General features: G+C 63.0%; 20 protein-coding genes. 8 read left to right on the forward strand and 12 right to left on the reverse strand.

The genetic code is table 11. The features are described from left to right. Window positions 1-44: 44 nt before the first annotated feature. Window positions 45-248, reverse strand: coding sequence for a hypothetical protein (locus RPF88_RS19100; protein WP_337122932.1), 204 nt, complete (start codon window positions 246-248; stop codon window positions 45-47). Window positions 249-477: 229 nt separating this feature from the next. Here RPF88_RS19100 and RPF88_RS19105 point away from each other — a divergent pair, with 229 nt between their 5' ends. The 3 genes from RPF88_RS19105 to RPF88_RS19115 all read left to right on the forward strand — a co-directional run bounded on the left by RPF88_RS19105 (window position 478) and on the right by RPF88_RS19115 (window position 3,424). Continuing rightward, window positions 478-1,275, forward strand: a complete 798-nt coding sequence (locus RPF88_RS19105) for an ABC transporter substrate-binding protein (protein WP_024503391.1) — start codon at window positions 478-480, stop codon at window positions 1,273-1,275. Between the two features lie 153 nt (window positions 1,276-1,428). Beyond that, the gene (locus RPF88_RS19110) at window positions 1,429-2,103 is read left to right on the forward strand and encodes an amino acid ABC transporter permease (protein ID WP_013527987.1); all 675 of its coding nucleotides are present in this window, start codon (window positions 1,429-1,431) and stop codon (window positions 2,101-2,103) included. Between the two features lie 46 nt (window positions 2,104-2,149). After that, complete coding sequence (locus tag RPF88_RS19115; RefSeq protein ID WP_337122934.1) at window positions 2,150-3,424, forward strand: cysteine desulfurase-like protein; 1,275 nt, start codon at window positions 2,150-2,152, stop codon at window positions 3,422-3,424. Window positions 3,425-3,509: 85 nt separating this feature from the next. Here the strand turns inward: RPF88_RS19115 and RPF88_RS19120 are convergent, their stop codons facing one another. From RPF88_RS19120 to RPF88_RS19140, 5 genes are all read right to left on the reverse strand, one after another. Then, complete coding sequence (locus tag RPF88_RS19120) at window positions 3,510-4,340, reverse strand: dipeptide ABC transporter ATP-binding protein (RefSeq protein ID WP_013527989.1); 831 nt, start codon at window positions 4,338-4,340, stop codon at window positions 3,510-3,512. Beyond that, window positions 4,340-5,194 (reverse strand): ABC transporter ATP-binding protein, encoded by an 855-nt coding sequence (locus RPF88_RS19125; protein WP_337123891.1) that lies wholly within the window; start codon window positions 5,192-5,194, stop codon window positions 4,340-4,342. The genes RPF88_RS19120 and RPF88_RS19125 overlap by 1 nt, the downstream gene beginning before the upstream one ends. Before the next feature lie 2 nt (window positions 5,195-5,196). Beyond that, window positions 5,197-6,051, reverse strand: a complete 855-nt coding sequence (locus RPF88_RS19130) for an ABC transporter permease subunit (RefSeq protein WP_224618710.1) — start codon at window positions 6,049-6,051, stop codon at window positions 5,197-5,199. A gap of 70 nt (window positions 6,052-6,121) precedes the next feature. Next, entirely contained in the window at window positions 6,122-7,129 is a 1,008-nt protein-coding gene (locus RPF88_RS19135) for an ABC transporter permease subunit (protein ID WP_027161814.1), read from the reverse strand. 50 nt (window positions 7,130-7,179) lie between these two features. Continuing rightward, entirely contained in the window at window positions 7,180-8,772 is a 1,593-nt protein-coding gene (locus tag RPF88_RS19140; RefSeq protein WP_013527993.1) for an ABC transporter substrate-binding protein, read from the reverse strand. A 453-nt stretch (window positions 8,773-9,225) separates the two neighbouring features. Between RPF88_RS19140 and RPF88_RS19145 the strand changes: the two genes are divergently transcribed. Next, entirely contained in the window at window positions 9,226-11,232 is a 2,007-nt protein-coding gene (locus tag RPF88_RS19145) for a long-chain fatty acid--CoA ligase (RefSeq protein ID WP_063169935.1), read from the forward strand. Further along, entirely contained in the window at window positions 11,229-11,966 is a 738-nt protein-coding gene (locus tag RPF88_RS19150; protein ID WP_337122935.1) for a class I SAM-dependent methyltransferase, read from the forward strand. The genes RPF88_RS19145 and RPF88_RS19150 overlap by 4 nt, the downstream gene beginning before the upstream one ends. A gap of 359 nt (window positions 11,967-12,325) precedes the next feature. Here RPF88_RS19150 and RPF88_RS19155 read toward each other — a convergent pair whose 3' ends face one another. Then, entirely contained in the window at window positions 12,326-13,048 is a 723-nt protein-coding gene (locus tag RPF88_RS19155; protein WP_063169934.1) for an HAD family hydrolase, read from the reverse strand. 5 nt (window positions 13,049-13,053) lie between these two features. Continuing rightward, on the reverse strand, window positions 13,054-14,697 hold the full coding sequence (gene pgi / locus RPF88_RS19160; protein ID WP_337122936.1) for a glucose-6-phosphate isomerase: 1,644 nt from the start codon (window positions 14,695-14,697) through the stop codon (window positions 13,054-13,056). A 323-nt stretch (window positions 14,698-15,020) separates the two neighbouring features. Between pgi and pdxR the strand changes: the two genes are divergently transcribed. The 3 genes from pdxR (at window position 15,021) to RPF88_RS19175 (ending at window position 19,587) form a co-directional block, all read left to right on the forward strand. Further along, entirely contained in the window at window positions 15,021-16,514 is a 1,494-nt protein-coding gene (pdxR, locus tag RPF88_RS19165) for a MocR-like pyridoxine biosynthesis transcription factor PdxR (protein WP_024503382.1), read from the forward strand. 191 nt (window positions 16,515-16,705) lie between these two features. Beyond that, window positions 16,706-18,295, forward strand: a complete 1,590-nt coding sequence (locus RPF88_RS19170; RefSeq protein WP_337122938.1) for a trimethylamine methyltransferase family protein — start codon at window positions 16,706-16,708, stop codon at window positions 18,293-18,295. Between the two features lie 62 nt (window positions 18,296-18,357). Beyond that, complete coding sequence (locus RPF88_RS19175; protein WP_063169932.1) at window positions 18,358-19,587, forward strand: aromatic ring-hydroxylating oxygenase subunit alpha; 1,230 nt, start codon at window positions 18,358-18,360, stop codon at window positions 19,585-19,587. Window positions 19,588-19,732: 145 nt separating this feature from the next. Here the strand turns inward: RPF88_RS19175 and RPF88_RS19180 are convergent, their stop codons facing one another. The 4 genes from RPF88_RS19180 to RPF88_RS19195 form a co-directional block, all read right to left on the reverse strand. After that, window positions 19,733-20,131 (reverse strand): hypothetical protein, encoded by a 399-nt coding sequence (locus RPF88_RS19180; RefSeq protein ID WP_337122941.1) that lies wholly within the window; start codon window positions 20,129-20,131, stop codon window positions 19,733-19,735. A 64-nt stretch (window positions 20,132-20,195) separates the two neighbouring features. Beyond that, entirely contained in the window at window positions 20,196-21,584 is a 1,389-nt protein-coding gene (chrA, locus tag RPF88_RS19185) for a chromate efflux transporter (RefSeq protein WP_337122942.1), read from the reverse strand. Continuing rightward, window positions 21,581-22,399 (reverse strand): chromate resistance protein ChrB domain-containing protein, encoded by an 819-nt coding sequence (locus RPF88_RS19190; protein ID WP_337123892.1) that lies wholly within the window; start codon window positions 22,397-22,399, stop codon window positions 21,581-21,583. Before RPF88_RS19190 ends, chrA begins: the two co-directional genes overlap by 4 nt. Window positions 22,400-22,614: 215 nt before the next feature. Continuing rightward, on the reverse strand, window positions 22,615-24,420 hold the full coding sequence (locus RPF88_RS19195; RefSeq protein WP_013528004.1) for an IlvD/Edd family dehydratase: 1,806 nt from the start codon (window positions 24,418-24,420) through the stop codon (window positions 22,615-22,617). Between the last annotated feature and the right edge of the window lie 34 nt (window positions 24,421-24,454).

The following is a 24,454-nucleotide window of genomic DNA, read 5'->3' on the forward strand; positions in this document are numbered from 1 at the left end:
GCTAGGCCCGCGCAGAAATATTTCAAGCCTGAAATAGCTTGGCGTCACCATCGCTCGCGGGTATCGGTTCCAGCGGGCCGCACCGTGTCCACCACGCAACGGACATCGCAGCTTTTTAAGCTTAAAACTTTCGCCTTGAAAAGCGCCGCACTTTGGATAAGCATTCCGGAGTCGATGGCGATTGCCGTGCCGGACGGGCTTGCCGGCCAGTCCATCGAGCAGACCAGTCCATCGTGCCGGCCAGCCATCGTGGGTGCTCCGGGTGGGAGTCTCAGTTCTTGTCGTTCATACTGCCCCAGTCATCATCCAACACGCGCCCTGCCTTCGATGACGTGCGCGCGGATTCGCGGTCTGCAACACACAACATCGCCAACCGTGACCGCATGGTCGCTGCCATGAATTGACGCCCTGCGTGAAGCGGGGCGGCAAAAAACCGTGCGGGAGCAACCCGCCCGATCAACAACAGAGGGAACAAAAATGAGCTTCACGCGTCGCAAATTGCTTCTTCTCGCCGCCGCCATCGGCATCGCCGCCGGCCCCGCCACCGCTTATGCCGCGGATGTGCTCAATGTCGGCGCCTACCCGACCAACCCGCCCTTCGAATTCAAGAACGAGAGCGGCACTTTCGAAGGCTTCGAGGTCGACATCGTCAACGAAGCCGCCAAGCGCATCGGCATGACCACCGACATCGCCGATCTCGGCTTCCAGGCGCTGTTTGCCGCCACCACCTCGAAGCGCATCGACGTCGCCATCTCGTCGATCACCATCACGGCGGAGCGGCTGAAGTCACAGTCGTTCACGCAGCCCTATTATGATTCCGATATGGGCATCGCTACCAAGGCCGACAGCCCGATCAAGGCCGAGGCCGACCTCAAGGGCAAGATCATCGGCGTGCTGTCAGGCTCGACCGGCGAAACCTGGGTCAAGGCGCATCAGGAAGCCGACGGCTTCAGCGACGTGAAGGGCTACGACACGCAGCAGAACCTGCTGCTCGACCTCAGCGCCGGCCGCGTCGATGCGGCAGTCAGCGACATTCCGGGCATGGAATATTCCTTCACCAAGATGAAGGACCTGGTGGTCAAGGAGCGCATCAAGACCGGTGAGCAATACGGCCTGATGATGACCAAGGACCACCCGCTGCTCGGCAAGCTGAACGATGCGCTGAGCGCGATGAAGAAGGACGGCACGCTGGCCGCGATCCACAAGAAGTGGTTCGGCAGCGACGCGCCCGCCGACTCTTCGACCATGAAGGAAATGCCGCTGCCGAAGGCCTGAGCTGAAAGCTGCGGTAACATCGTGCCGGCTTTCCAGGCCGGCACGATTCTTTCACGCCTGGCCGCCGGCTTCTGCCGCAGATCTCCTCGCCCTCGGCGGGGCCAATCGATTTTAACGTGAGCATTCTTTGCTCTGGGGTTCGGGAACGCTCCCATGTCGCTGATCGACACCTTCTTCAACCCCGACGTCATCATGTCCAGCCTGCCGGCGCTGCTGCGCGGCTTCCTGAACACGCTGCTGCTCGGCATTTTGAGCATCGGCATCGGCATCCCCATCGGCCTGGGGATCAGTCTGGTGCGGCTCTATGCGCCGAAGCCGCTGCGCTGGCTCGCGGTCGGCTACACCGACATCTTCCGCGCCCTGCCGGTGCTGGTCGTGCTGATCCTGATCTACTATGCGCTGCCCTTCCTCGGCATACGCCTGTCGTCCTGGGCATCGGCGGTGACAGCCTTCGCCTTCATCATGTCGGCCTACTCGGCCGAGGTGTTCCGCTCCGGCATCGAAAGCATTCCGCGCGGGCAGTTCGAGGCGTCGCAGGCGCTTGGCCTGCCGTTCCTCCTGACCTTGCGCAAGGTGGTGCTGCCACAAGCGATCCGCGTCGTCATCCCGCCGATGACCAGCAACTGCGTCTCGATGTTCAAGGACACCTCGCTCGCCTCCACCGTGGCGCTGCCGGAACTCTTGAAGGAGGCGACCAACGCGCAGTCGCTCTACGCCAACCCCTCGCCGCTGATCGGCGCCGCCCTCGTCTATCTCATCTTCCTCTGGCCGATGGTCCGCCTCGTCAGCCTGCTTGAAGAGCGCTTCAAGACCGAAAAGAAGCGCTGACCTCCGCCACCTGATCCCCGTCCAAGCCCTCCGCAGGAGCCTACCCGTGAATAAGCATCAAACCGACAATGCGAATGCCACCGCGTTCCCCGTCGACACCATCCGCGCCATGTTTCCAGCCTTGCAGCGGGCCGGCGATTTCATCTTTTTGGACAACGCCGCCGGCGCGCAGATCCCGCAGAGCGTGCTCGACGCGGTGACCAATCATCTGGTTTCGCACAATGTGCAGCGTGGCGGCCGCTATGGCCGCAGCGTCACCGTCGACCAATCGGTCGCCGATGCGCGGACAAGCGTCGCTCTGCTCATCAACGCCTACAGCCCGGCGGAAATCTGCTTCGGCATGAATGCCACCTCGTTCATCCGCCTGGTCAGCCTCGGCATCGGCCAGATGCTGCAAGAGCGCGACGAGATCGTCGTCACCGACATGGATCATGACGCCAACATCGCGACTTGGCTGGCGCTGGAGTCGGCCGGTGCGAAATTCAAATGGTGGCGGATGCGTGAGGACGGCAATCTGCATGTCGACGATCTGCGTCCGCTGGTTTCGGACCGCACCCGCCTGGTCGCCTGCACGGTGACAGCGCACTCGATCGGCTCGATCGTCGATGTCGCTGCGGTGGCTGAGATCGCGCATGCGGCCGGCGCCGAAGTGTTCCTCGACTGCGTGCATTACGGGCCGCATGGACTGATCGACGTGCAGGCCTGGGACTGCGACTATCTCGTCTGCTCCGGCTACAAGAATTTCTCGCCGCATATGGGCTTCCTGTGGGGCCGCTTCGAAACGCTGAAGCGGCTGCCGACCTTCCGCGAGGACTTCATCCCCGACGAGCCGCCCTACAAGGTCGAGGCCGGCACCTTCATCTACGAGAACGTCTCCGGCATGGATGCGGCGGTGCAGTATCTGGAACTGATCGGCCGCAATCTGGCGCCGTCCAACAACCGCTCCCGACGCGAAAACATCGTTGCCGGCATGGGCGCCATCCGCGACTACGAGCTGGTGCTGGCGCGCGAGATGCTGGCCGTGCTGAAGGATTGCGGGGCAACCATCTACGGCGTTGCCGACGAGGCGCGGATCACCGAGCGCGTGCCGACCTTCTGCTTCAACATCGGCAAACTATCGCCGCAGCGCGTCGTCGAGGAAATGGCCGAGATGCAGATCGGCATCCGCGACGGCCACATGTACGCGCCACGGCTGATGAAGCGACTCAATCTCTCGATGGACAGCGGCGCCATCCGCGCCTCGCTGGTGCATTACAATACAGTCGAGGAGATCCATAAATTCGGCGAGGCGCTGCGCGCCATCATCGCCAAGCTGTCGTGAGAGGCGGCCTCTCCAGCGTCGTCATCCATGGGCGGAACAAGGGAGCGTAGCGACGCAGTGCAGACCCGAGGATGACGAAGAGACGTCAGGCCGCTTTCTTCTTCGCCAGCCTCGCCTTGATCGACGCGACGTCGGCGCGCGGTGTCGCCGCGAACAGCGTCCGGGTGTAGCTGTGCTTGGGATCGGCGAAGACCTCGTCGCGCGAGCCGTATTCGACCGCTTCGCCGAAATACATCACCATCACATCGTCGGCGATGTAACGCACCACGGACAGATCGTGGCTGATGAAGACATAGGTCAGCTGGAACTCATCCTGCAGGTCGGCAAGCAGGTTGAGCACCTGCGCCTGCACCGACAGATCGAGCGCCGAGACCGGCTCGTCGAGCACCAGCAGGCTCGGGTTCAGCATCAGCGCGCGGGCAATGGCGATGCGCTGACGCTGGCCGCCGGAAAACATATGCGGATAGCGATTGTAGTGCTCGTGGCCGAGGCCAACCTTCTTCAGCATCTTCATCGCCAGGTCGCGCCGCTCGGACGCCGGCTTGTCGGTGTTGATCAAAAGCGGCTCGCCCAGCACGTCGCCGATCTTCTGTCGCGGATTGAGCGATCCGTAGGGGTTCTGGAAGACGATCTGCACCTTGCGGCGCATCTCCTTGGTCAATCCGCCCTTGGCGATGTCGACCTTGTTGCCGTCGATGAACAATTCGCCCGATGTCGCCGGATCGATCAGCGTGATGATGCGGGCAAGCGTTGACTTGCCGCAGCCGCTTTCGCCGACAATGGCCAGCGTCTTGCCCTTGTCGACCTTGAACGAGACCCCCTTGACCGCGTGCACGGTACGCGGCCCGGTGAACAGGCCGCCGCCGATGTGGTAGTCGCGGACGATGTTCTTGCCTTCGAGAACCGTCGTGCTCATCAGGCGGCTCCCGCAGCAGAGGGGGCCGGCTCGAACATCATGTCGGAAACGGTCGGCAGCCGGTCGCCGACGGCGTTCTCCGGCAAGGCCGACAACAGCGCCCGCGTGTAATTGCTCTTTGGCGATTCAAACAGCGACAGCACGTCGGCCTCTTCCATCTTGCGGCCCTTGTACTGGACGATGACGCGGTCGGCGGTCTCGGCCACCACGCCCATATTGTGGGTGATCATGATCAGGCCCATGCCGTATTTGGCCTGCAGCGAAACCAGCAGATCGAGGATCTGCTTCTGGATGGTGACGTCGAGCGCCGTGGTCGGCTCGTCGGCGATCAGCAGTTTCGGATTGCAGGCAATGGCGATGGCGATCATGACGCGCTGGCACTGGCCGCCCGACATCTGGTGCGGGAAGGAACTCAGCCGCTCTTCAGGGTCGGCGATGCCGACCAGCTTCATCAGTTCGATGGCACGCGCCCGGCGCTGGGCGCGGTCCATGCCCATGTGGAAGCGCAACACCTCCTCGATCTGGAACCCGACGGTGAAGCACGGATTGAGGCTGGCGATCGGCTCCTGGAAGATCATCGAGATGTCCTTGCCGACGATCTTGCGGCGTTCGGACGGGCTGAGCTTCAGCAGATCGACGCCGTCGAAGGCCATGCGGTCGGCCTTGACGGTTGCCGTGTTGGGCAACAGCCCCATCACCGCCAGCATCGCCACCGACTTGCCGGAGCCGGACTCGCCGACGATCGCCAGCACTTCGCGCGGCTCGATCGACAGGTCGATACCTTGCACGGCCATGAACGGTCCGGCCGCGGTGTCGAAGGAAACGGTGAGGTTCGTGATCTCGAGCAGAGACATGCTCACGACCTCTTCAGCTTGGGGTCGAGCGCGTCGCGCAGGCCGTCGCCGATCAGGTTGATAGCGAAGACGGTGATCAGGATGGCGAGACCCGGGAAGGTCACCACCCACCAGGCGCGCAGGATGAATTCGCGCGCCTCGGCCAGCATGGTGCCCCATTCCGGCGTCGGCGGCTGCGCGCCCATGCCGAGGAAGCCAAGGGCCGCCGCCTCGAGGATGGCGTTGGAGAAGGACAGCGTCGCCTGCACGATCAACGGCGCGATGCAGTTTGGCAGGATGGTGACCAGCATCAGCCTGAGATGGCTGGCGCCGGCGACCTTGGCCGAGACGACATATTCGCGGGTCTTTTCGGCCATCACGGCGGCGCGGGTGAGCCGGGCGAAATGCGGCTGCAGCACGAAGGCGATGGCGATCATGGCGTTGACGAGGCCGGGGCCAAGCACCGCGACCAGCACCAGGGCCAAGAGCAGCGACGGGAAGGCCAGGATGATGTCCATGATGCGCATGATCAGCGTGTCGACCCAGCCGCGGCAGTAGCCGGCGAGCAGGCCGAGGATGACGCCTGAAATCAGCGCTGACGTGACAACGACGAAGCCGATGGCGAGCGAGAAGCGCGAGCCGTAGATCAGGCGCGACAGCATATCGCGGCCGACGGCGTCGGTGCCGAGCAGGAACTGCGCATTGCCGCCCTCCTGCCAGGCCGGCGGCGTCAGGAAGAAGTCGCGGAACTGATCGTCCGGCGAATGCGGCGCCAGCAGCGGCGCGAAAATGGCGATCAGGATCAGCAGCGCGAAGACGAAGAGCCCGATCACCGCGCCCTTGTTGACGGAGAAGTAATGCCAGAACTCGCCGAACATCTGCAACCTGGCGTCCTGCGGCTTGACGACGGTCGCGGCTTCGATGGTGGCGGGGCCTTCATTGCTCATGTCAGTTGGCCCGGATGCGTGGGTTGATGACGGCGTAGAGCACGTCGACGATGAGGTTCACCGACATGACGATCAGCGCGATCAAAAGCAACCCGCCCTGCACGGTGAAATAGTCGCGCTTGGAAATGGCGTCGATCATCCATTTGCCGATGCCGGGCCAGGAGAAGATGCTCTCGGTCAGGATGGCGCCGGTGAGCAGCGTGCCGACCTGCAGGCCGATGGTGGTGACGACCGGGATCAGCGCGTTGCGGAAGGCGTGCAGGCCGATGACCCTACGCGGCGCCAGGCCCTTGGCGCGCGCGGTGCGGACATAGTCCTCACCCAGCACCTCGAGCATCGCCGAGCGCGTCTGCCTCGCGATGACGGCAAGCGGAATGGTGCCGAGCACGATGGTCGGCAAGATCAGGTGCGACAGCGCCGAACGGAAGGCGCCCTTCTGGCCCGAGATCAGGGAATCGATGGTCATGAAGCCGGTCACCGGCTTGAAGAAGTAGAGGAGGTCGATGCGGCCTGAAACCGGCGTCCAGTGCAGCATGCCGGAGAACACGATGATCAGCAGGAGACCCCACCAGAAGATCGGCATGGAATAGCCGGCCAGCGCCGTGCCCATGGTCAATTGGTCGAACCAGGAGCCGCGGCGGATGGCGGCGAAGATGCCGGCGGCGACACCTAGGACAATGGCAAAGATCATGGCGAAGATGGCGAGCTCGACCGTTGCCGGGAAGCGCACCAGGAAATCCTTGAGCACCGGCGTCTTGGTGGAAAACGAGGTGCCGAAATCACCGCTGAGGATGTTGGTCAGATAGGTCAGATATTGTTGCCAGATCGGCAGGTCGAAACCGAACTGGTGCATGAGCGCCGTGTGGCGTTCGGGCGACAGGCCGCGTTCGCCCGCAAGCACCAGCACCGGATCACCGGGCAGGATGCGCACGAAGCCAAAGGCGAGGATGGTTATCCCGATGAAGGTCGGGATGATGAGGGCGAGCTTGCCGAGGATATAACGCAGCATGGCGGGCGAGTGGGGGCGTCACCACATGGAGGCGCCCCCGTTTCGCAACCTTATTCGGCGATATCGACGCCGTCGAAGCGGTGGATACCGAGCGGATCCATCGCAAAGCCGGTGACGGTCTTCTGCATCGGCATGAACACCTTGGAGTGAGCGAGCGTCGCCCAGGGTGCCTGTTCCTTGAAGATGACCTGTGCCTGTTCATAGAGCTTGGTGCGCTCGGCCTGGTCCGAAACGGTCTTGGCCTTGTTGATGAGCGCATCGAAGTCCTTGTTGCACCATTCCGCGCGGTTGTTCGAACCGACGGAAGCGCAGCTCAGGAGCACGCCGAGGAAGTTGTCCGGATCGCCATTGTCGCCGGTCCAGCCGACGATGACGGCGCCGTCGTGATCGACCGCGGAAGCGCGCTTGAGGTATTCACCCCAATCGTAGCTGACGATCTCGACGGTGACGCCGACCTTGGCGAAGTCCGCCTGGATCAATTCGGCGGTGCGGCGCGCGTTCGGCATGTAGGGGCGCGACACTGGCATGGCCCAGACGTTCATCTTGAGGTCCTTGACGCCGGCCTCTTCAAGCAGCTTCTTGGCTGCATCCGGATCGTACGGATCGTCCTTCACTTCCTTGTTGTAGGACCACATGGTCGGCGGGATCGGGTTGACCGCCACCTGGCCGGCACCCTGGAAGACCGCGTCGATGATGGCCTTCTTGTTGATGGCCATGTTGAGCGCCTTGCGCACGCGCACGTCGTCGAACGGCTTCTGCTGGGTGTTGTACATTAGCGCGCCGACATTGAGGCCTTCCTGCTCCTCGACCTTCAGGTTCGCATCGGCCTGCAGGCCGGCGATGTCGGCCGGTGCCGGGTACGACATGATGTTGCATTCGCCGGCCTTGAGCTTCTGTGCGCGCACGGCCGGATCGGTGGTGATGGCGAAGACCAGATCGTCGATCTTCTGCTTGCCGCCCCAATAGTCCGGGTTGGCCTTGTAGCGGATGGCGGCGTCGGTCTGGTAGTCGACGAAGATGAACGGGCCGGTGCCGATCGGCTTCTGGTTGAACAGCTCAGGCGTCTTGTCGGCCTGCAGCTTGTCGGCATATTCCTTGGAGACGACGGACGCAAAATCCATGCCCAGCGTCGGAATGAAGGTGATCGCCGGCTCCTTGAGGGTGAACTTCACCGTCAGGTCATCGACCTTCTCGACCTTGGTGATGTTGTCGCCGAACTGGTCATTGTAATACTGGTAGGCAATGCCCGGAATGTACTGGAACCAGGGACCGTTCTTGTCGACCTGACGTTCGAACGAGAACACCACATCGTCGGCGTTGAAGTCGCGCGTCGGGGTGAAATAGTCGGTGGCGGCGAATTTGACGCCCTTGCGCAGCTTGAAGACATATTCCTTGCCATCGTCGGAGATCGTCCAGCTTTCGGCCAGGCCCGGCGAGGTCGTCGTCTTGCCGTGATCGAATTCGACGAGGCGGTTGAAGACGGTGCGCGAGGACGCGTCGAACGTCTGGCCTGCGGTATACGGCGCCGGATCGAAACCTTCCGGCGAAGCTTCCGCGCAGTAGACCAGAGTTTTCGCATTGGCCATGCCGCCCAGGACGCTTGCAGCCAGCAACGCGGCTGCAAAAGTCAGCTTCTTATTCATTGAGCACTCCCTGATGTTCTTCCAAGCCCCTCTATCAGGCTCGCGAAGCGCGCATATAAGCACCGTTTTTCCGGCTTTGGAACACCCCGTTTGCTTACCCCGCGGGAAGCAGGAAAAAAATCCGCAACTTTGCCAAATTGCAGAAAAAATTAGCCGTTTCTTCCGTTCACGAGATTATTAACAGCCGAATTTTTTTATTGATCGCCAGGCTGACGATATAAATGTTCCCGGCGCTTCCGAGCGGCCGTGGGATGCGTCAGGACACCGCCTGGAGCGCTGGCGGCGGCAAAGACTTTCGACGGCAAATCTTTCGCCGCGTTGCCGCAAGGGCAAGACTTGCACGCTCACCAAGGGAGGCAATACATAGGGTGTAGCGGCCGCAGCGGAGGGCGCCCTTGCCAATTCAGGGGCGAGTGCGGCACGGATGAACAAGACTTGTCCAGGGAGGAACGGTTGGCAAAAGCATCAAGGACGACGGCGCCGGTGAAAGCGGGAGCCAAGGCGCCGTCGAAAGCAGCCGGTACTGCCAAGCCGAAAGCACCCGTTGCCAAAGCCGCCAAGCCGAAGGCGGCCGCGGCACCTGTAAGGGCAAGCACAAAGCCGGCGGTGAAAGCCCCGGCCAAGGCTGCGGCCGGAAAGACGGCGCCGGGGCGTAAAGCGGGTGCGGCAAAGCCCGCTGCCAGGCCGGCGTCGAAGGCCGCGGCAGCGGTGAAGGCCCCACCGGCGGCAAAGCCGGCCGACGCCACCGCCAACCGATTGCCGAAAGCGCTGACGGCGTTGGCCGCCGGCTTGCCGGAAAAGCCGTGGCTCAAGAGCTATCCGAAAAACGTGCAGGCCGAGATCGGCGCCCTGCCCTACAGCTCGATCGGCGATTTCCTCGTCGCCGCCTGCAAGCAGTTTTCCGCGCAGCCGGCCTTCACCTGCATGGACAAGTCCATCAGCTACACCGATGTCGAGCGGCTGTCGGCGGCCTTCGGCGCCTACCTGCAATCGAAGGGCCTGCAGAAAGGCGCGCGCGTCGCGCTGATGATGCCCAACGTGCTGCAATATCCGGTGGCGATGATGGCGATCTTGCGAGCGGGTTATGTGGTGGTGAACATCAATCCGCTCTACACGCCGCGCGAGCTCGAACACCAGCTGAAGGATTCCGGGGCGCAAGCCATCGTCATCCTGGAGAACTTCGCCAACACCTTGCAGGCGGTGATCGCCAGGACCGCGGTCAAGCATGTGGTGGTCGCCGCGATGGGCGACATGCTTGGCGGGCTGAAGGGCACAATCGTCAATTTCGTCGTGCGCCGCGTGAAGAAGATGGTGCCGGCATGGTCGCTGCCCGGCCATGTCAAGTTCAATGCCGCCATGAAGGCCGGCGCCGGTATGGGCTTCAGGCCGGCCAAGGTGGCAGCCGACGATGTCGCCTTCCTGCAATATACGGGCGGCACCACGGGCGTCTCGAAGGGCGCCACGCTGCTGCACAGCAACGTGCTCGCCAACGTCGCGCAGAACGCGCAGTGGATGGAGGACGCCTACACGATCAAGCCGAAACCCGCGCACCCCAACTTCATCTGCGCGCTGCCGCTCTATCATATCTTCGCGCTGACGGTGAACGCGCTGATGGGCATGCAGCAGGGCGCCCGCAATGTGCTCATTCCCAATCCGCGCGACATCCCAGGCTTCGTCAAGGAATTGCAGAAATATCCGGTGCACATCTTTCCCGGCCTCAACACGCTGTTCAACGCGCTGCTCAACAATGAGGATTTCCGCAAGCTCGACTTCAAGCCGCTGGTGCTGACGCTGGGCGGCGGCATGGCGGTGCAGAAGGGCGTCGCCGAACGCTGGAAGGCGCTGACCGGATGTTCGGTCACCGAAGGCTACGGCCTCTCGGAAACCTCGCCGGTGGCCACCGCCAACAAGTTCACCGCCGGCGACTTCACCGGCACCATCGGCTTGCCGCTGCCCTCGACGGAGATCGCCATCCGCGACGAAGACGGCAACAATTTGCCGCTCGGCGAGGTCGGCGAAGTCTGCATCCGGGGGCCGCAAGTGATGGCGGGCTACTGGAACCGGCCGGATGAGACCGCCAAGGTGATGACCAAGGACGGCTACTTCAAATCCGGCGACATGGGCTTCATGGACGAACGCGGCTACACCAAGATCGTCGACCGCAAGAAGGACATGATCCTGGTCTCGGGCTTCAACGTCTATCCCAACGAGCTCGAGGAAGTCGTGGCGATGCATCCGGGTGTGCTCGAAGTGGCGGCGATCGGCGTGCCGGACGAGCATTCGGGCGAGGTGCCGAAACTGTTCGTGGTCAGGAAGGATCCGGCGCTGACCGCCGAGGCACTGACCGCCTTTTGCCGCGAGAACCTGACCGGCTACAAGCGGCCCAGATACATCGAATTCCGCACCGAACTGCCGAAGACGCCGGTCGGCAAGATCCTGCGGCGAGCGCTGCGCGAATGATTGCAGCCGTCGGCGCGGATGCCGTAGATGCACCTTGCCGTCCTGACCCGGCAGAGTTCATCAGGACGAACATGCGCCTCGCCCCGGTGCCGTCGGTGCCTGAGATCCAGCTTTTTACACCGCACCCGGCCAGTGGCCTGAGACGGCTTACCTATACGCACCAAAGCGCTGACGACGATGACGACACGATCGAGGCGGACAACAATGGACCTGAGCCGCAGCCGCCTTACTGGGCTTACGTGTGGGCCGGCGGCGCGGTGCTTGCGCGCCATATACTGGATCATCCGCAAACGGTAGCCGGTCGCCGCGTGCTCGACCTTGGTGCCGGCTCCGGCCTTGTCGGCATCGCCGCAGCCAAGGCCGGTTCGCGCGAAGTGATCGCCGCCGAGATCGACCGTAACGGCGTTGCCGCGATCGGCCTCAATGCCGCGGCCAACGGCGTCGAGATCATCATTGTCTACAAGGACATTACCACGGGTCCCCCGCCGGCGGTCGAGCTCGTGCTTGCCGGCGACGTGTTCTACGGCCCTGAGGTTGCTCTGCGGGTTATCCCGTTCCTCGACCGCTGCCTGGCGGCCGGCATCGAGGTGCTGGTCGGAGATCCCCGCCGCAACGACCTGCCGCTGTCCCGGCTGCGATTGCTCGCCGAATACCGGGTGCCGGATTTCGGCGACGCGAAGGGGGCTGCGACTAAGCCGAGCGGTGTCTTTTCGTTTGAGGCGGAAGAGCGCTAACGCCACGGGGCAAGCCTAAATTCTACTCATTGTGGACAAACATTGAGGGCAGAAGATAGATTCGACTGGCCGTTGATCGGAGAAGTCGAGTGGCGTGGATTAAAGTTGTTCAACGTATCGGTTTCACAGTTTGCCCAAAATGCGAAAATCGGGGCTTCGATCTTCAGCCAGGCGAAGACATCGACAGCGCAAAGCGCCAAGATCAGGTGCGGCAAATGCGGGTACGTTTGTTCTGCTGATGAGTGGCCCATTGTGTCTGAAAACAAACCAGAAGCTCGATAGTTTCCATGGACTGCTCCCCCATCTCGGCCATTGGCAGAAAATCCCGAGGTGAATCGAGTTTGACCTAGCCTTTCCCGTCAGATCGTCTCCCTGACCCGCGCCGAGAGAAAATCCGGCAGGTCGGCGACCGAATCCAGAACCACATCGGCAATGCCGGCCAGCGATTCGCGGGTGCCGGTGCCGGAGAGCACGCCGACCGCCAGCCCGCAGCCGCCGGCACGTGCCATTTCGAGGTCGTGCCGGTTGTCGCCGACCATGGCGATTTCCGCCGGCTTGAGGCCGGTGAGATCGCTAAAGGCCTGGATGGTGTCGGGCGCCGGCTTCGGATTGGCCACCGCGTCGTAGCCATAGGCCGCGTCGAACAATTGAGCGACGCCGAGCGTGACCAGCGTCTTTTCCGCGCCGCTGGTCGAATCGTTGGTGGCGACGCCAAGCCGGTAGGATTTCCTGTGCAGTGCCGTCAGCGTATCGACGATGCCCGGCAGCGCCACGGCCATCGCCGAGCCTTGTACGGAGGTGATCTCGTTGAAGCGGGCAACCGCAAGCATCTGATCCTCGTTGGACAGGCGTGGGAACCACAATTCGACGACGTCGAGATTGGTGCCGGAGGCAAAGATGGAGTCCGGCTTGAAACGCTTGTTGGCGAAATCGAAGCCGGCAGCGGCCAGCAGCCTGTCGGCTTTCCAGCGATCGCCTTCCGACGCATCCATGGCCATGAAGTCGGCAACGCCGAGCCAGGTGGCGTTGAAGTCGACAAGCGTGCCGTCCTTGTCGAACAATATTCCCTTGATGTCTGCCAAGCTTTTCACTCCGAGCCACGCAAATGCTGGATGAATCCCACAAGGCCAGCGGTCGATGCATCCCGATTGGCGGCACTTTCCTTGCCCTCCACGACAGGCAACAGGCCGGTGGCCAGTTCCTTGCCGAGTTCGACGCCCCATTGGTCGAAGGAGTTGATGTTGAACAGCGTGCCCTCGACGAAGACGCGGTGCTCGTAGAGCGCGATCAGCCGGCCGAAGGTGCGCGGGTCGAGCTTTCTGTAGAGGATGGTGATCGAGGGACGGTTACCCGAGAAGACGCGGTGCGGCGCGATCTTGTCGACCTCGGCCGGCTTCATGCCCTTGGCCAGCATCTGGGCGCGCGCCTCCTCCAGCGTGCGGCCCTTCATCAGCGCTTCCGACTGCGCCAGGCAGTTGGCGAGCAGCAGATCGTGCTGGTGCTTGAGATCGGGCTCGTGACCGATGGCCGCGGCAAGGAACTCGACCGGAATGAAATCGGTGCCCTGGTGCAGCAGCTGGAAGAAGGCATGCTGGCCGTTGGTGCCGGGCTCACCCCAGACCAGCGGTCCGGTCGGCGTCGTCACCGCCGTGCCTTCGAGGGTGACGCTCTTGCCGTTCGATTCCATGTCAAGCTGCTGCAAATAGGCCGGCAGCCTGGACAGGCGCTGGTCGTAAGGGATGACGGCGCGCGCCGGGTAACCGCAGATCACGCGATGCCACCAGCCGACCAGTCCCAGCAGCGCCGGCAGGTTCTCCTGCACCGGCGCGGTGCGGAAATGCTCGTCCATCTCATGCGCGCCATCAAGGAAGGCGCGAAAATTCCGCGGGCCGACAGCGATCATCACCGGCAGGCCGATGGCGCCCCAGAGCGAATAGCGGCCACCGACCCAGTCCCAGAAGCCGAAGACGCGATCGGGCGCGATGCCGAACTTGGCCACCAGGTCGAGCGCGGTCGAGACGGCGGCGAAATGCTTGCCGACCGCTTCCTTGCCGAGCGCCTTCTGCACCCAGTCGCGCGCCGTCTGCGCATTGGTCATCGTCTCGACGGTGGTGAAGGTCTTGGAAGCGATGATGAAAAGCGTGGTCTCGGCGGAGAGGCCCTTCAGCGTGTCGTGGATATGGGCGCCGTCTATGTTGGAGACGTAATGCGCGCGCGGCCCGTCATGATAGGGCGCCAGTGCCAGCGTCGCCATGGCCGGGCCGAGATCGGAACCGCCGATGCCGATGTTGACGATGTCGGTGATCTTCTTGCCGGTGGCGCCGGCCGCCTTGCCCGAGCGCACGGCATCGGCAAAGGCGCCCATGGCGTCGAGCACGGCGATGACGTCCGCCTTGACGTCCTGGCCATCGACGGTGACGCCCTTGCCGGTCAGGTTGCGCAGCGCCGTGTGCAGCACGGCACGGTCCTCGGTGACGTTGATCTTCTTGCCCGCGAACATGGCGGCGCGGCGGCCTTCGAGATCGGCGGCCTGCGCGAGCTTTTCCAGCAGCTCCATGGTGGTCGCGTCGACCGCGCATTTCGACCAGTCGAGCAGCAGATCGCCGTCGGTGGCGGAGAATTCCACGAACCGCTTGGGATCGGCGGCGAAGGCCTGGCGCATGCTGGCGGGCGCCGCCGCGCGGTGGTCGCGCAAGGCGGCGAGCTGTTTTTGAAAGGACGATTGATCCACTGCCAAACTCCGAGACCTCGAGCCATCATTACGGACCGGATGTTTCCGGCGCGTGTCGTCGCGACAATCTATCGGGCCGAACTCCACCCGTATCAATGCGCAGCGATGACGCACACCCACACGCCGCCATGACGCACGATGTCATCGCCGGGATGAAGCGCCGCGTCACCCCACGATGCCGCAACGCGGCATCAAAAGGACGTGAAGGATCACTGGCATAAATCCCAACGATCAGAAAAATTGATTGGCGCAACCCCTTGTGCCACGGTTACGTTCGGCTGGTCCAGCCAAACGAAAAAGGCTGGCCATCGAGGAAATCTCCCATGCCACAGCGAAACGACACGGCGATATGGTCCGGCCTGTTCCGGATTTCGGCCGAATCCGGCCAAACCCTGCAGGCGCAGATCCGCCAGGCCATCGTAGCCGCCATTCTCGACCGCCAGATCGCCGCTTCGATGCCGCTCCCTTCCTGCCGCATCCTGGCCGAAAAACTCGGCGTGGCGCGCGGAACCGTGGTGCTGGCGTTCCAGCAGCTCGTCGACCAGGGTTTCCTGGTGGCGCGCGAACGGCGCGGCCATTTCGTCAATCCCGATGTGCTGGCGACACCGGCCAAGCCGCACCAGAAGGCGCCCGACCAGGCCAATGAGATCGACTGGAAGGCACGCCGCAAGATCGCCGCAAGCGACATGCCGCCGCCGGCCAAGCACGAGAACTGGATCAAGTCGTCCTATCCTTTCGTCTACGGGCAGTTCGACCCGGCGCTGTTCCCGACCGCTGAATGGCGCGAGTGCAACCGCATGGCGCTTGCCGTGCTGGAAATCCGCAACTGGGCGTCCGATATGGTCGACCGTGACGATCCGCTGCTGATCGAGCAGATCCAGGCGCGGCTCCTGCCCCGGCGTGGCATCTTCGCCAATCCCGACGAGATCATCGTCACGCTGGGCGCCCAGAACGCGCTCTACATGCTGGCGACGCTGCTAATGTCCAAAGGCTCCAAGGTGGCGATGGAGGACCCCGGTTACCCCGACGCGCGCTCGATCTTCCGCCTTGCGGGCGCAGAGATACAGCCGGTGCCGGTCGACCAGTCCGGCATCGTAACTGCTTCTATTCCCAATGATTCCGGCTTCGTCTTCGTCACGCCCAGCCATCATTGCCCGACCATGGTACCGTTGTCGGCGGAACGGCGGCAGGATCTTCTGGCGCGCGCCAACCGCTACAACCAGATCATCATCGAGGACGGCTATGACAGCCAGCTTCTCGACGAGGCACCGCAGCAAGCGCTGAAGAGCCTCGATCGTTCCGGCCGCGTGGTCTATGTCGGCTCGATGTCCAAGACGCTGGCTCCCGGCCTGCGGCTCGGCTACATCGTGGCGTCCGCCGGACTGATCGCGGAGCTCCGGGCGCTGCGCCGCTTCATGCTGCGTCATCCGCCGGCCAACAATCAGCGCGCCGTCGCACTGTTCCTGTCGCTCGGCCACCACGAGGCGCTGGTGCGGCGGCTGTCGTCAGCCTTCGACGAGCGGCGCAAGCGGCTGGTCCATGCGATTTCCGCCTTCCTGCCGGAATGGCGCTCGACCGATTCGGCCGGCGGTACGTCGCTGTGGCTCGAAGGGCCGCGCGGCACCGATTCGCGCGGCCTTGCCGAGGCAGCGGCCTCGCGCAGCGTCATCATCGAGCCAGGCGACCGCTTCTTCGATCGCACTGAAAAGCCTTCGCGTTTCATGCGGCTGGGCATCTCGTCGATCGCGCTACAGCACATCGAGCCAGGCATCCGCGAACTGGCCACGGCCGCCGGACGCAGACCCGCGGCCGCCTGATCCATCATCGACCTCTCGTGACCGGAGCCGCTCGCAGCGGCTCCGGTATTTTAGTTCTGGCACATGGAACTGAGCCAGCTGGCCCATAGGATGGGCCAGTGCCGGCGGCATAGTCGGCGTCATCAGGGGAAGAAGCAGGCCGATGGTGGACCAACCGCCACGAGTTCCTGCCGACGAAGTTGGAGTGCTCCATGCCAGTGGCTGTCGAACAGCAGGACACGCCGGCGAACCGTCGTCCACAACGCTCCGGTCTTCGCGAAACAGGACATGCCATGCGATCATCTCCCCTGGTGGAGGATACCAGACCACAGCACAAGGCCATCGAGGGCGGCGGCTACGGGCCGCTTCGCGGGGATGACCGCGAGCGTATCCACGAAGGCGTGCTGACGCTTCTGGAGACAGTGGGTTTCGCCAACGCCATTCCTTCCTGCATAAAGGTGCTGACCAAGGTGGGGGCGATCCATGGCGACGATGGCCGGGTCCGCTTTCCGCGCGCGCTCGTGCTCGACACCATCAAGCGGGCGGCACGACATTTCACGCTTCATGGCCAGGACCCCAGGCACGACATGGTGGTCCAGGGCAAGCGCGTGCACTACGGCACGGCAGGCATCGCCGTGCACCTGGTGGATCTGGAGAAGCGTGAGTACCGCGAATCCAAGCTGCAGGATATTTATGATGCCGCCCGCATCGTCGACGGGCTGGACAACATTCATTTCTTCCAGCGGCCGATGGTGGCGCGCGACATCGCCGATCCGCTCGAGATGGATTTCAACACGCTTTATGCCTGTGTGATGGGAACATCGAAGCACGTCGGAACATCCTTCACGGTGCGTGAGAACGTGAAGCCTGCACTTGAAATGCTGTACGCCATCGCCGGAGGCGAGGAGAATTTCCGCGCCCGGCCATTCGTTTCCAACTCCAATTCATTCGTCGTGCCGCCGATGAAGTTCGCCGAGGATGCCTGCGGCGTGCTTGAGGCCTGCGTCGAAGGCGGCATCCCGATCCTGCTGCTGTCGACCGGCCAGTCCGGCACGACGGCACCCGCGGCGATGGCCGGCGCCGTCGTGCAGGCAGTGGCCGAAGTGCTGGCCGGCCTGGTCTATGTCAACGCGCTCAAGCCCGGCCATCCGGCGATCTTCGGCGCATGGCCGTTCATGTCCGACCTGCGCACCGGCGCCATGGCCGGCGGGTCGGCCGAGCAGTCGGTGGCAACGGCGGCCTGTGCCCAGATGGCGCAATTCTACGACCTGCCCGGTGGCTCCGCCGCCGGCATGACGGATTCGAAATTGCCCGACATTCAGTCCGGCTACGAAAAGGGCATCACCAATGTGATGGCCGGCCTCTCCGGCCTCAACCTCGTCTATGAGGCGGCCGGCATGCATGCCTCGCTGCTCGGCTTCTGCCTGGAGAGCCTGGTCATCGACAACGACATGCTCGGTCATTGCCTGGGCTGCGCGCGTGGCATCGACGTGACTGACGAAGCCCTGTCGATCGACAGCATCGCGGAGGTCTGCCTCAAGGGTCCGGGCCACTATCTCGACAACGAACAAACGCTCAAGCTGATGCAGACCGAGCACTTCTATCCTGCCCTCGGCGATCGTTCCTCGCCGAAGGAATGGAACGAAAAAGGCCGGCCTGATATATTGCTGCGTGCGATCACCGAGAAGAAGCGCATTCTTGCCGAACGATTTCCGCGCCATGTGCCAAAACAGGTCGACGACAGATTGCGTGCCCGTTTCGGCAACCTGATCCACCTGCCGCGCACGCATATGGGCGGCTGACCGGAGACAAGTCTCGTGCAGCCATACAGCCATACACGACCAACCATCGGGCAGAACGACAAATGAGTGTGCATCCTATCCAGCAAGCCCCCACCGACGGCGACGCGATCGATCGGCTGGTGGCATCTCATCGGCCAGGCCACGGCCTGGTGCGTGCCTTCTATCATGACCCGGCGATCTTCGAGCGCGACATGGAACGGGTCTTTCGCCGCCACTGGCATTGCCTGGCCCACGCCAGCGTTATCCCGAACCCCGGCGATTTCGAGCTGTTCAAACTGGGCGACGAGGCGGTCATCCTGACACGCGGCATGGATGGCACCGTGCATGCCATGCTCAACGTCTGTCGCCACCGCGGCGCCGAGGTCTGCACCAAGCAGAAGGGCAACGCGAAGATGTTCGTGTGCCCCTACCACGCCTGGGCCTATTCCAATGACGGATCGTTGCGCGCTGCCCGCCTGATGCCGAAGGATTTCGACCGCACGGCGCACGGGCTGAAGAAGCTTCATGTCCGCGTCGCATCCGGTCTGGTCTTCATTTCCTTCGCCGAGACGCCGCTCGATTTCGATCCGATCGAACAGTCGCTGCGAACGAGCTGCGGCCAGTATGGCTGGGGCGACGCCAAGGTTGCGTATCGTCAGTCCTATCCGCTCGACGCCAACTGGAAGCTCGCCGTCGAGAACTATGTCGAATGTTACCATTGCGGGCCGGCGCATCCGGAATATTCGCAGACGCATGCGCTGGAAAAGCCGGCAGAAATGATCGAGCAGCTCAATGCGGCGATGGAGCAACGCACCTGCGCGCTCGGCATCGAGATCGGCAGCGCCAACCGCTGGCAGAACTCGGCGGCCGGTCAGGAAGCAATCCACACCTTCCGCTATGCGCTCTATGACGGCGTTTCGAGCGGCAGCCAGGATGGATCGCCGGTGGCCCCGCTGATGGGACGCTTCTCCGACTATGACGGTGGCGTCACTTCCATCCATCTCGGCGGCACGACCTTCCTCGTCTGCTATCCCGATCACGGCATGATCTACCGCTTCATCCCGAAAACGGCTGGCACCTGCGAGATGGAACTGATCTGGCTGGTGCGCGGCGACGCGGTCGAGGGCCAGGATTACGATCTGGAGAAGCTGACCTGGCTGTGGAAGATCACCACCGAAGAGGACAAGAAGATCATCGAGCACACTGCGCGCGGCGTGCGCTCGCACTATTTCGTGCCCGGACCTATCGCGCCGATGGAATACAACGAACTGCGCTACATCGGCTGGTATCTTGAGGAGATCAGCCGGGCCTGAACGGCTCGGCTCCTTAGAGCATTCACCGTTTCACGGAAACGGCGATCTGCTCTAACTCTTTGTTTTGACGCAATTCTAGACGGAAAACCGCTCACACTTTTCCTAGAATTGCTCTAGGAGAATCAGGTAGATCTTGCCTTTCGCGTCATTCCGCGCTGAGCCCGTATCGGTCGACGACTTCGGGGTTGATGAGCTTGGCATGCAGCGTCATCAGCACGATCTGCGCGTCGAGGCTGTCACCGGCTTCAAGCGCCGCCTCGATGCGGCGCTCGGCTCCCAGCGTCCGCTCATGGCCATTGGCTTGCTCGAAGGTTTCGGGACCCACGATGCAATAGCTGCATAATTGTGCCACCGACGCATAGGTGCCCGGTGGCGGCTCGTCGGGCCAGCGATCCTTCATGAGATTGACGAGGGTAAGCTTCACGCCCTCCGGCACAAGGGCTGGATGCAGATCGGCGCCGCGCAATGCATCGTCGAGCTGCCTCAAGTCGCCCGAACGGCCGAACATTCCGAGGAAGCCGAGGGAAGATCGCCGTCCGGCCATGATGTTTCCTTCCATTTCCAGCCCACTTAGGTGGTGGGCAAGCGGATTGCAAAGGCGGTGCTGTCTAACCAGCCGCCGCCAGCAAGATCCCTGCAAGGGCGGATAGCCCGAGTGTCGGCAGCATGCCGACTTTCAGCTTCAGGATGGCGACCATGGCGGCCACGGAAAGCAAGGCCGCGCGCCAGTCGATCGACGAAAGCACAGGCACGTTCATGCCAAGGCCCGTCGCGCGCACCTCACGGAAGATGACGTGCAAGGCAAACCATAGGGCCAGATTCATAATTACCCCGACAACGGCGGCGGTGATCGCGCCCAGTGCGGCCGACAGTGCCTTGTTGCCGCGCAAGGCCTCGATGTAGGGCGCACCGAGGAATATCCAGAAGAAGCAAGGCGTGAACGTCACCCACAGAGTGAGCAAAGCCCCCAGCGATCCGGCAACCAACGGGTCCAGCGAGCCGGAATGGCGGAACGCGGCGATGAAGCCGACGAACTGCAGCACCAGGATGAGCGGCCCTGGCGTCGTTTCGGCGAGCCCAAGGCCATCGACCATTTCACCCGGCGCCAACCAGCCGAAGGACTGGACGGCTGCCTGTGCGACATAAGCGAGGACCGCATAGGCGCCACCGAAGGTGACGACAGCCATGAGACTGAAGAACCGGCCTATCTCGGTCCAGACGCTTGCAGAGCCGGTGAACCACCAGATCAAAAGAACAGGCCCGAGCCAGAGCGGCAGCCAGATCGCGACGGTGCGCGGTGCATGCCATCTGGTCGGTTTGACATGGGCCAGTTCGCCACGCTCGAACATCAGGTCGACCGCTCCCTTGAAGTCGGCAACATCGTCCTTGCCATGGGCCGAGCCGGAAAACAGGGCGGGAGCAATGCGATCCCCCAGCCATCCCGTCAGGCCGGCTAGCAGGACGATGAGCGGAAAGGGCACATTCAACGCATAGATGGCGATGAACGCCGCGACCGCGATCGACACCATGACCCGGTTCTTGAGGGCACGCCGGCTGATCCGGACCACCGCCCCGACGACAATGGCAAGCACAGCCGCCTTGACCCCGAAAAACAGCGCCGCGACAAGCGGCACGTCGCCATAGAGGACGTAGAGGCTGCTCAAGGCGAGCATGACGAGCGCGCCCGGCAAGACGAACAGGATGCCGGCGACAAGGCCGCCGGCCGTCCTGTGCAGCAGCCAACCGATGTAGATGGCGAGTTGCTGGGCTTCCGGGCCAGGCAGCAACATGCAGTAGTTCAGCGCGTGCAGGAAACGCCGCTCACCGATCCAGCGCCGCTCCTCGACCAGTTCCTTGTGCATCAGCGCGATCTGCCCGGCCGGACCGCCAAAGCTGAGCAATCCGATTTTCGCCCAGACCTTCACGGCCTCGGTGAAGGTCGGTGCAGCCGGCACCGGGACGGTTCCCGCCTTATTGTCCGGGACAAGAGCGGTCACGACGGCTTACCCGCAGCCGGCCAGTTGTGCGTTTCTTCGGTGGCGTCGCGACACCAGCGGAAGAACGCGTCGTAGAGCAGCATGCCTGCTTCCAGTTGTTCCAGATCGTCGCGGTACATACGCGACAAACCAAGCGAGGCAGCCAGAAAGCCGGCCGCCTGAGGCACCAGGTCGAGGCTTGCAGTGTCGGCCGCGCGCACGATTGCAGCGAGGCGATCGAGCGCCGCGGATTCCAGCCCGAACTCCTCGATCATCGTGTCGAAGGTGCAGCGCTCGCCGCGATGGCTCCAAAACACATTGTCGATGTCGAACGGCACGGCCTGAAAGCGGTCGGCAACAGCCAACACTTCAGCGGGTTCGACGAACAGGAACACCGCGTCGGGGTCGACGAAACGCCGGATCAGCCACGGGCAAGCGATGCGGTCGACCTTCGGGCGCGATCGCGTCACCCAGACGGTGGCGCCCTTTTCATTGCGTGGCGGCATCTTGGCGGTGCGGGCCAGAAGCCCGCCGGCATCGCGCCAGGCTTCAAAGCCGCCTTCGAGAGATTCAGCTGATATCCCCTCATGGCGCAGCCATGCGGCCACGCCTTGCGAGAGCTTTTCCCCCCTCTGGCAAACGACGGCCACTGGCTTGCCGGCGAACGTGGCCGCCCAGCTTGAAACGGTTTTGAAATCGCGACGGCACGACGCCGGCAACAGCCGCGGATCGGCGTCGAAATCTTCATCTATGCGAACATCGACAATGACTGGGGCGCCCGGCAGACCTATGAGCCGGGACAATTGCGGTACGGTGATAGCGGTTGTTGACGGCATGGCGTCCACCTCCTGAAAAGAGAAGCTTGGACGCGAACGTTGGGCTGACGCCTCACGGGGTCGTCGCGATGCACCCCTTGTCATGATGGTGGATTTGTTGGGCGCGCTTGTCAAGGACGGTGGCCGTTCTCGACCTACCCGGCCGCGATGCAACACGCTGACCGGAAAACCGACGGCGGCCTGATTTGATCAAGCCGCCATCCGTCGATCCAGAATCAATGATTGTCCCTGGGGACACCGCTGGTGTGCGCGACATCCTGGTATTTCACCGCCGGCTTCAGCACCATTCCCTCCGAAAACTGCGCGACCATACCGCGCTGGATCTCCTGCCAGGGCGTCTGGTGCTCGGGATAGTGGAAGCCGCCATTGTTCTGCAGTTCGGCGCGGCGCCGGGTGATCTCGTCGTCGGTGACGAGGATGTCGGCCGTGCCCTTGCGCAAGTCGATGCGGACCCGGTCGCCCGTCTTGAGCAGCGCCAGTCCGCCGCCGATCGCCGCTTCCGGCGAGGCGTTGAGGATCGACGGCGAACCCGACGTGCCCGACTGGCGGCCGTCCCCGATGCAGGCGAGCGCGTGGATGCCCTTCTTGATGAGATAGGCCGGCGGCTGCATGTTGACGACCTCGGCACCGCCGGGATAGCCGACCGGGCCGGCGCCGCGCATGAACAGGATGGTGTGTTCGTCGATGCCTTGCGCCGGGTCGTCGATGCGGGCGTGGTAATCCTCCGGCCCGTCGAAAACCATGGCGTTGCCTTCGAAAGCCTCGGGATCCCTAGGATTGGACAGATAGCGCTCGCGAAACTCGGGCGAGATGCCGCTGGTCTTCATGATCGCCGAATCGAACAGATTGCCCCGAAGATTGATGAAACCGGCATTGGCCTTCAGCGGCTTGGCGACAGAGCGGATGACGTCGGGGTTTTCGTTCGCGACGCCCTCGCTATTCTCGCCGATCGACTTGCCGTTGACGGTGCGTGCGCCGGGATGCGGCAACAGGTCGCCCTTCATCAGTTCGGCAATGACCGCCGGCACGCCGCCGGCATGATGGTAGTCCTCGCCAAGATATTCGCCCGTCGGCTGCAAATTGACCAGCAGCGGCACATTGAGGCCGACCGTCTGCCAGTCGTCATTGTCGAGCTTGACACCAAGGTGGCGGGCGATGGCATTGAGGTGGATCGGCGCGTTGGTCGAGCCGCCAATGGCCGAATTGACGACGATGGCGTTCTCGAAAGCCTCTCTCGTCATGATGTCGGACGGCTTCAGATCCTCATGCACCATCTCGACGATGCGTTTTCCGGTCTCATAGGAAATCTGGCCACGCTCGCGGTAGGGCGCGGGAATGGCGGCCGAGCCCGGCAACTGCATGCCAAGCGCCTCGGCCAGCGAGTTCATCGTGGTGGCGGTGCCCATGGTGTTGCAATAGCCGGTGGACGGCGCCGACGAGGCGACGATGTCCATGAACTCGTCATAATCGATCTCGCCGGCCGACAGGCGCTGGCGTGATTCCCAGACGATGGTACCGGAGCCGGTGCGCTTGCCCTTGTGCCAGCCATTGAGCATCGGCCCGACCGACAGCGCGATCGCCGGAATGTTGACGGTGGCCGCTGCCATCAGCAGTGCCGGCGTCGTCTTGTCGCAACCGATGGTCAGCACGACGCCATCGAGCGGGTAGCCGTAAAGCACCTCGACCAGGCTGAGATAGGCAAGGTTGCGGTCGAGCGCTGCGGTCGGGCGCTTGCCGGTCTCCTGGATCGGATGGCAGGGGAACTCGAACGGAATACCGCCCATCGAGACGATGCCTTCGCGCACACGCTTGGCCAGTTCGATATGATGACGGTTGCAGGGCGACAGATCCGAGCCGGTCTGGGCGATGCCGATCAGCGGCTTGCCGGACATCAGTTCGGCGCGCGTCAGGCCGTAATTGAGATAGCGCTCGAGATAGAGAGCCGTCATGCCCGGATTGTCGGGATTGTCGAACCACTCCTGCGAGCGAAATTTTTTCTTATGGGTGGGGGCGCCTGCCATCATGGTCTCCGTATTTGTAAGACAAATCGATATG

It is taken from the genome of Mesorhizobium sp. ISC11 (assembly GCF_037162595.1).
Taxonomy (GTDB): Bacteria; Pseudomonadota; Alphaproteobacteria; order Rhizobiales; family Rhizobiaceae; genus Mesorhizobium; species Mesorhizobium ciceri.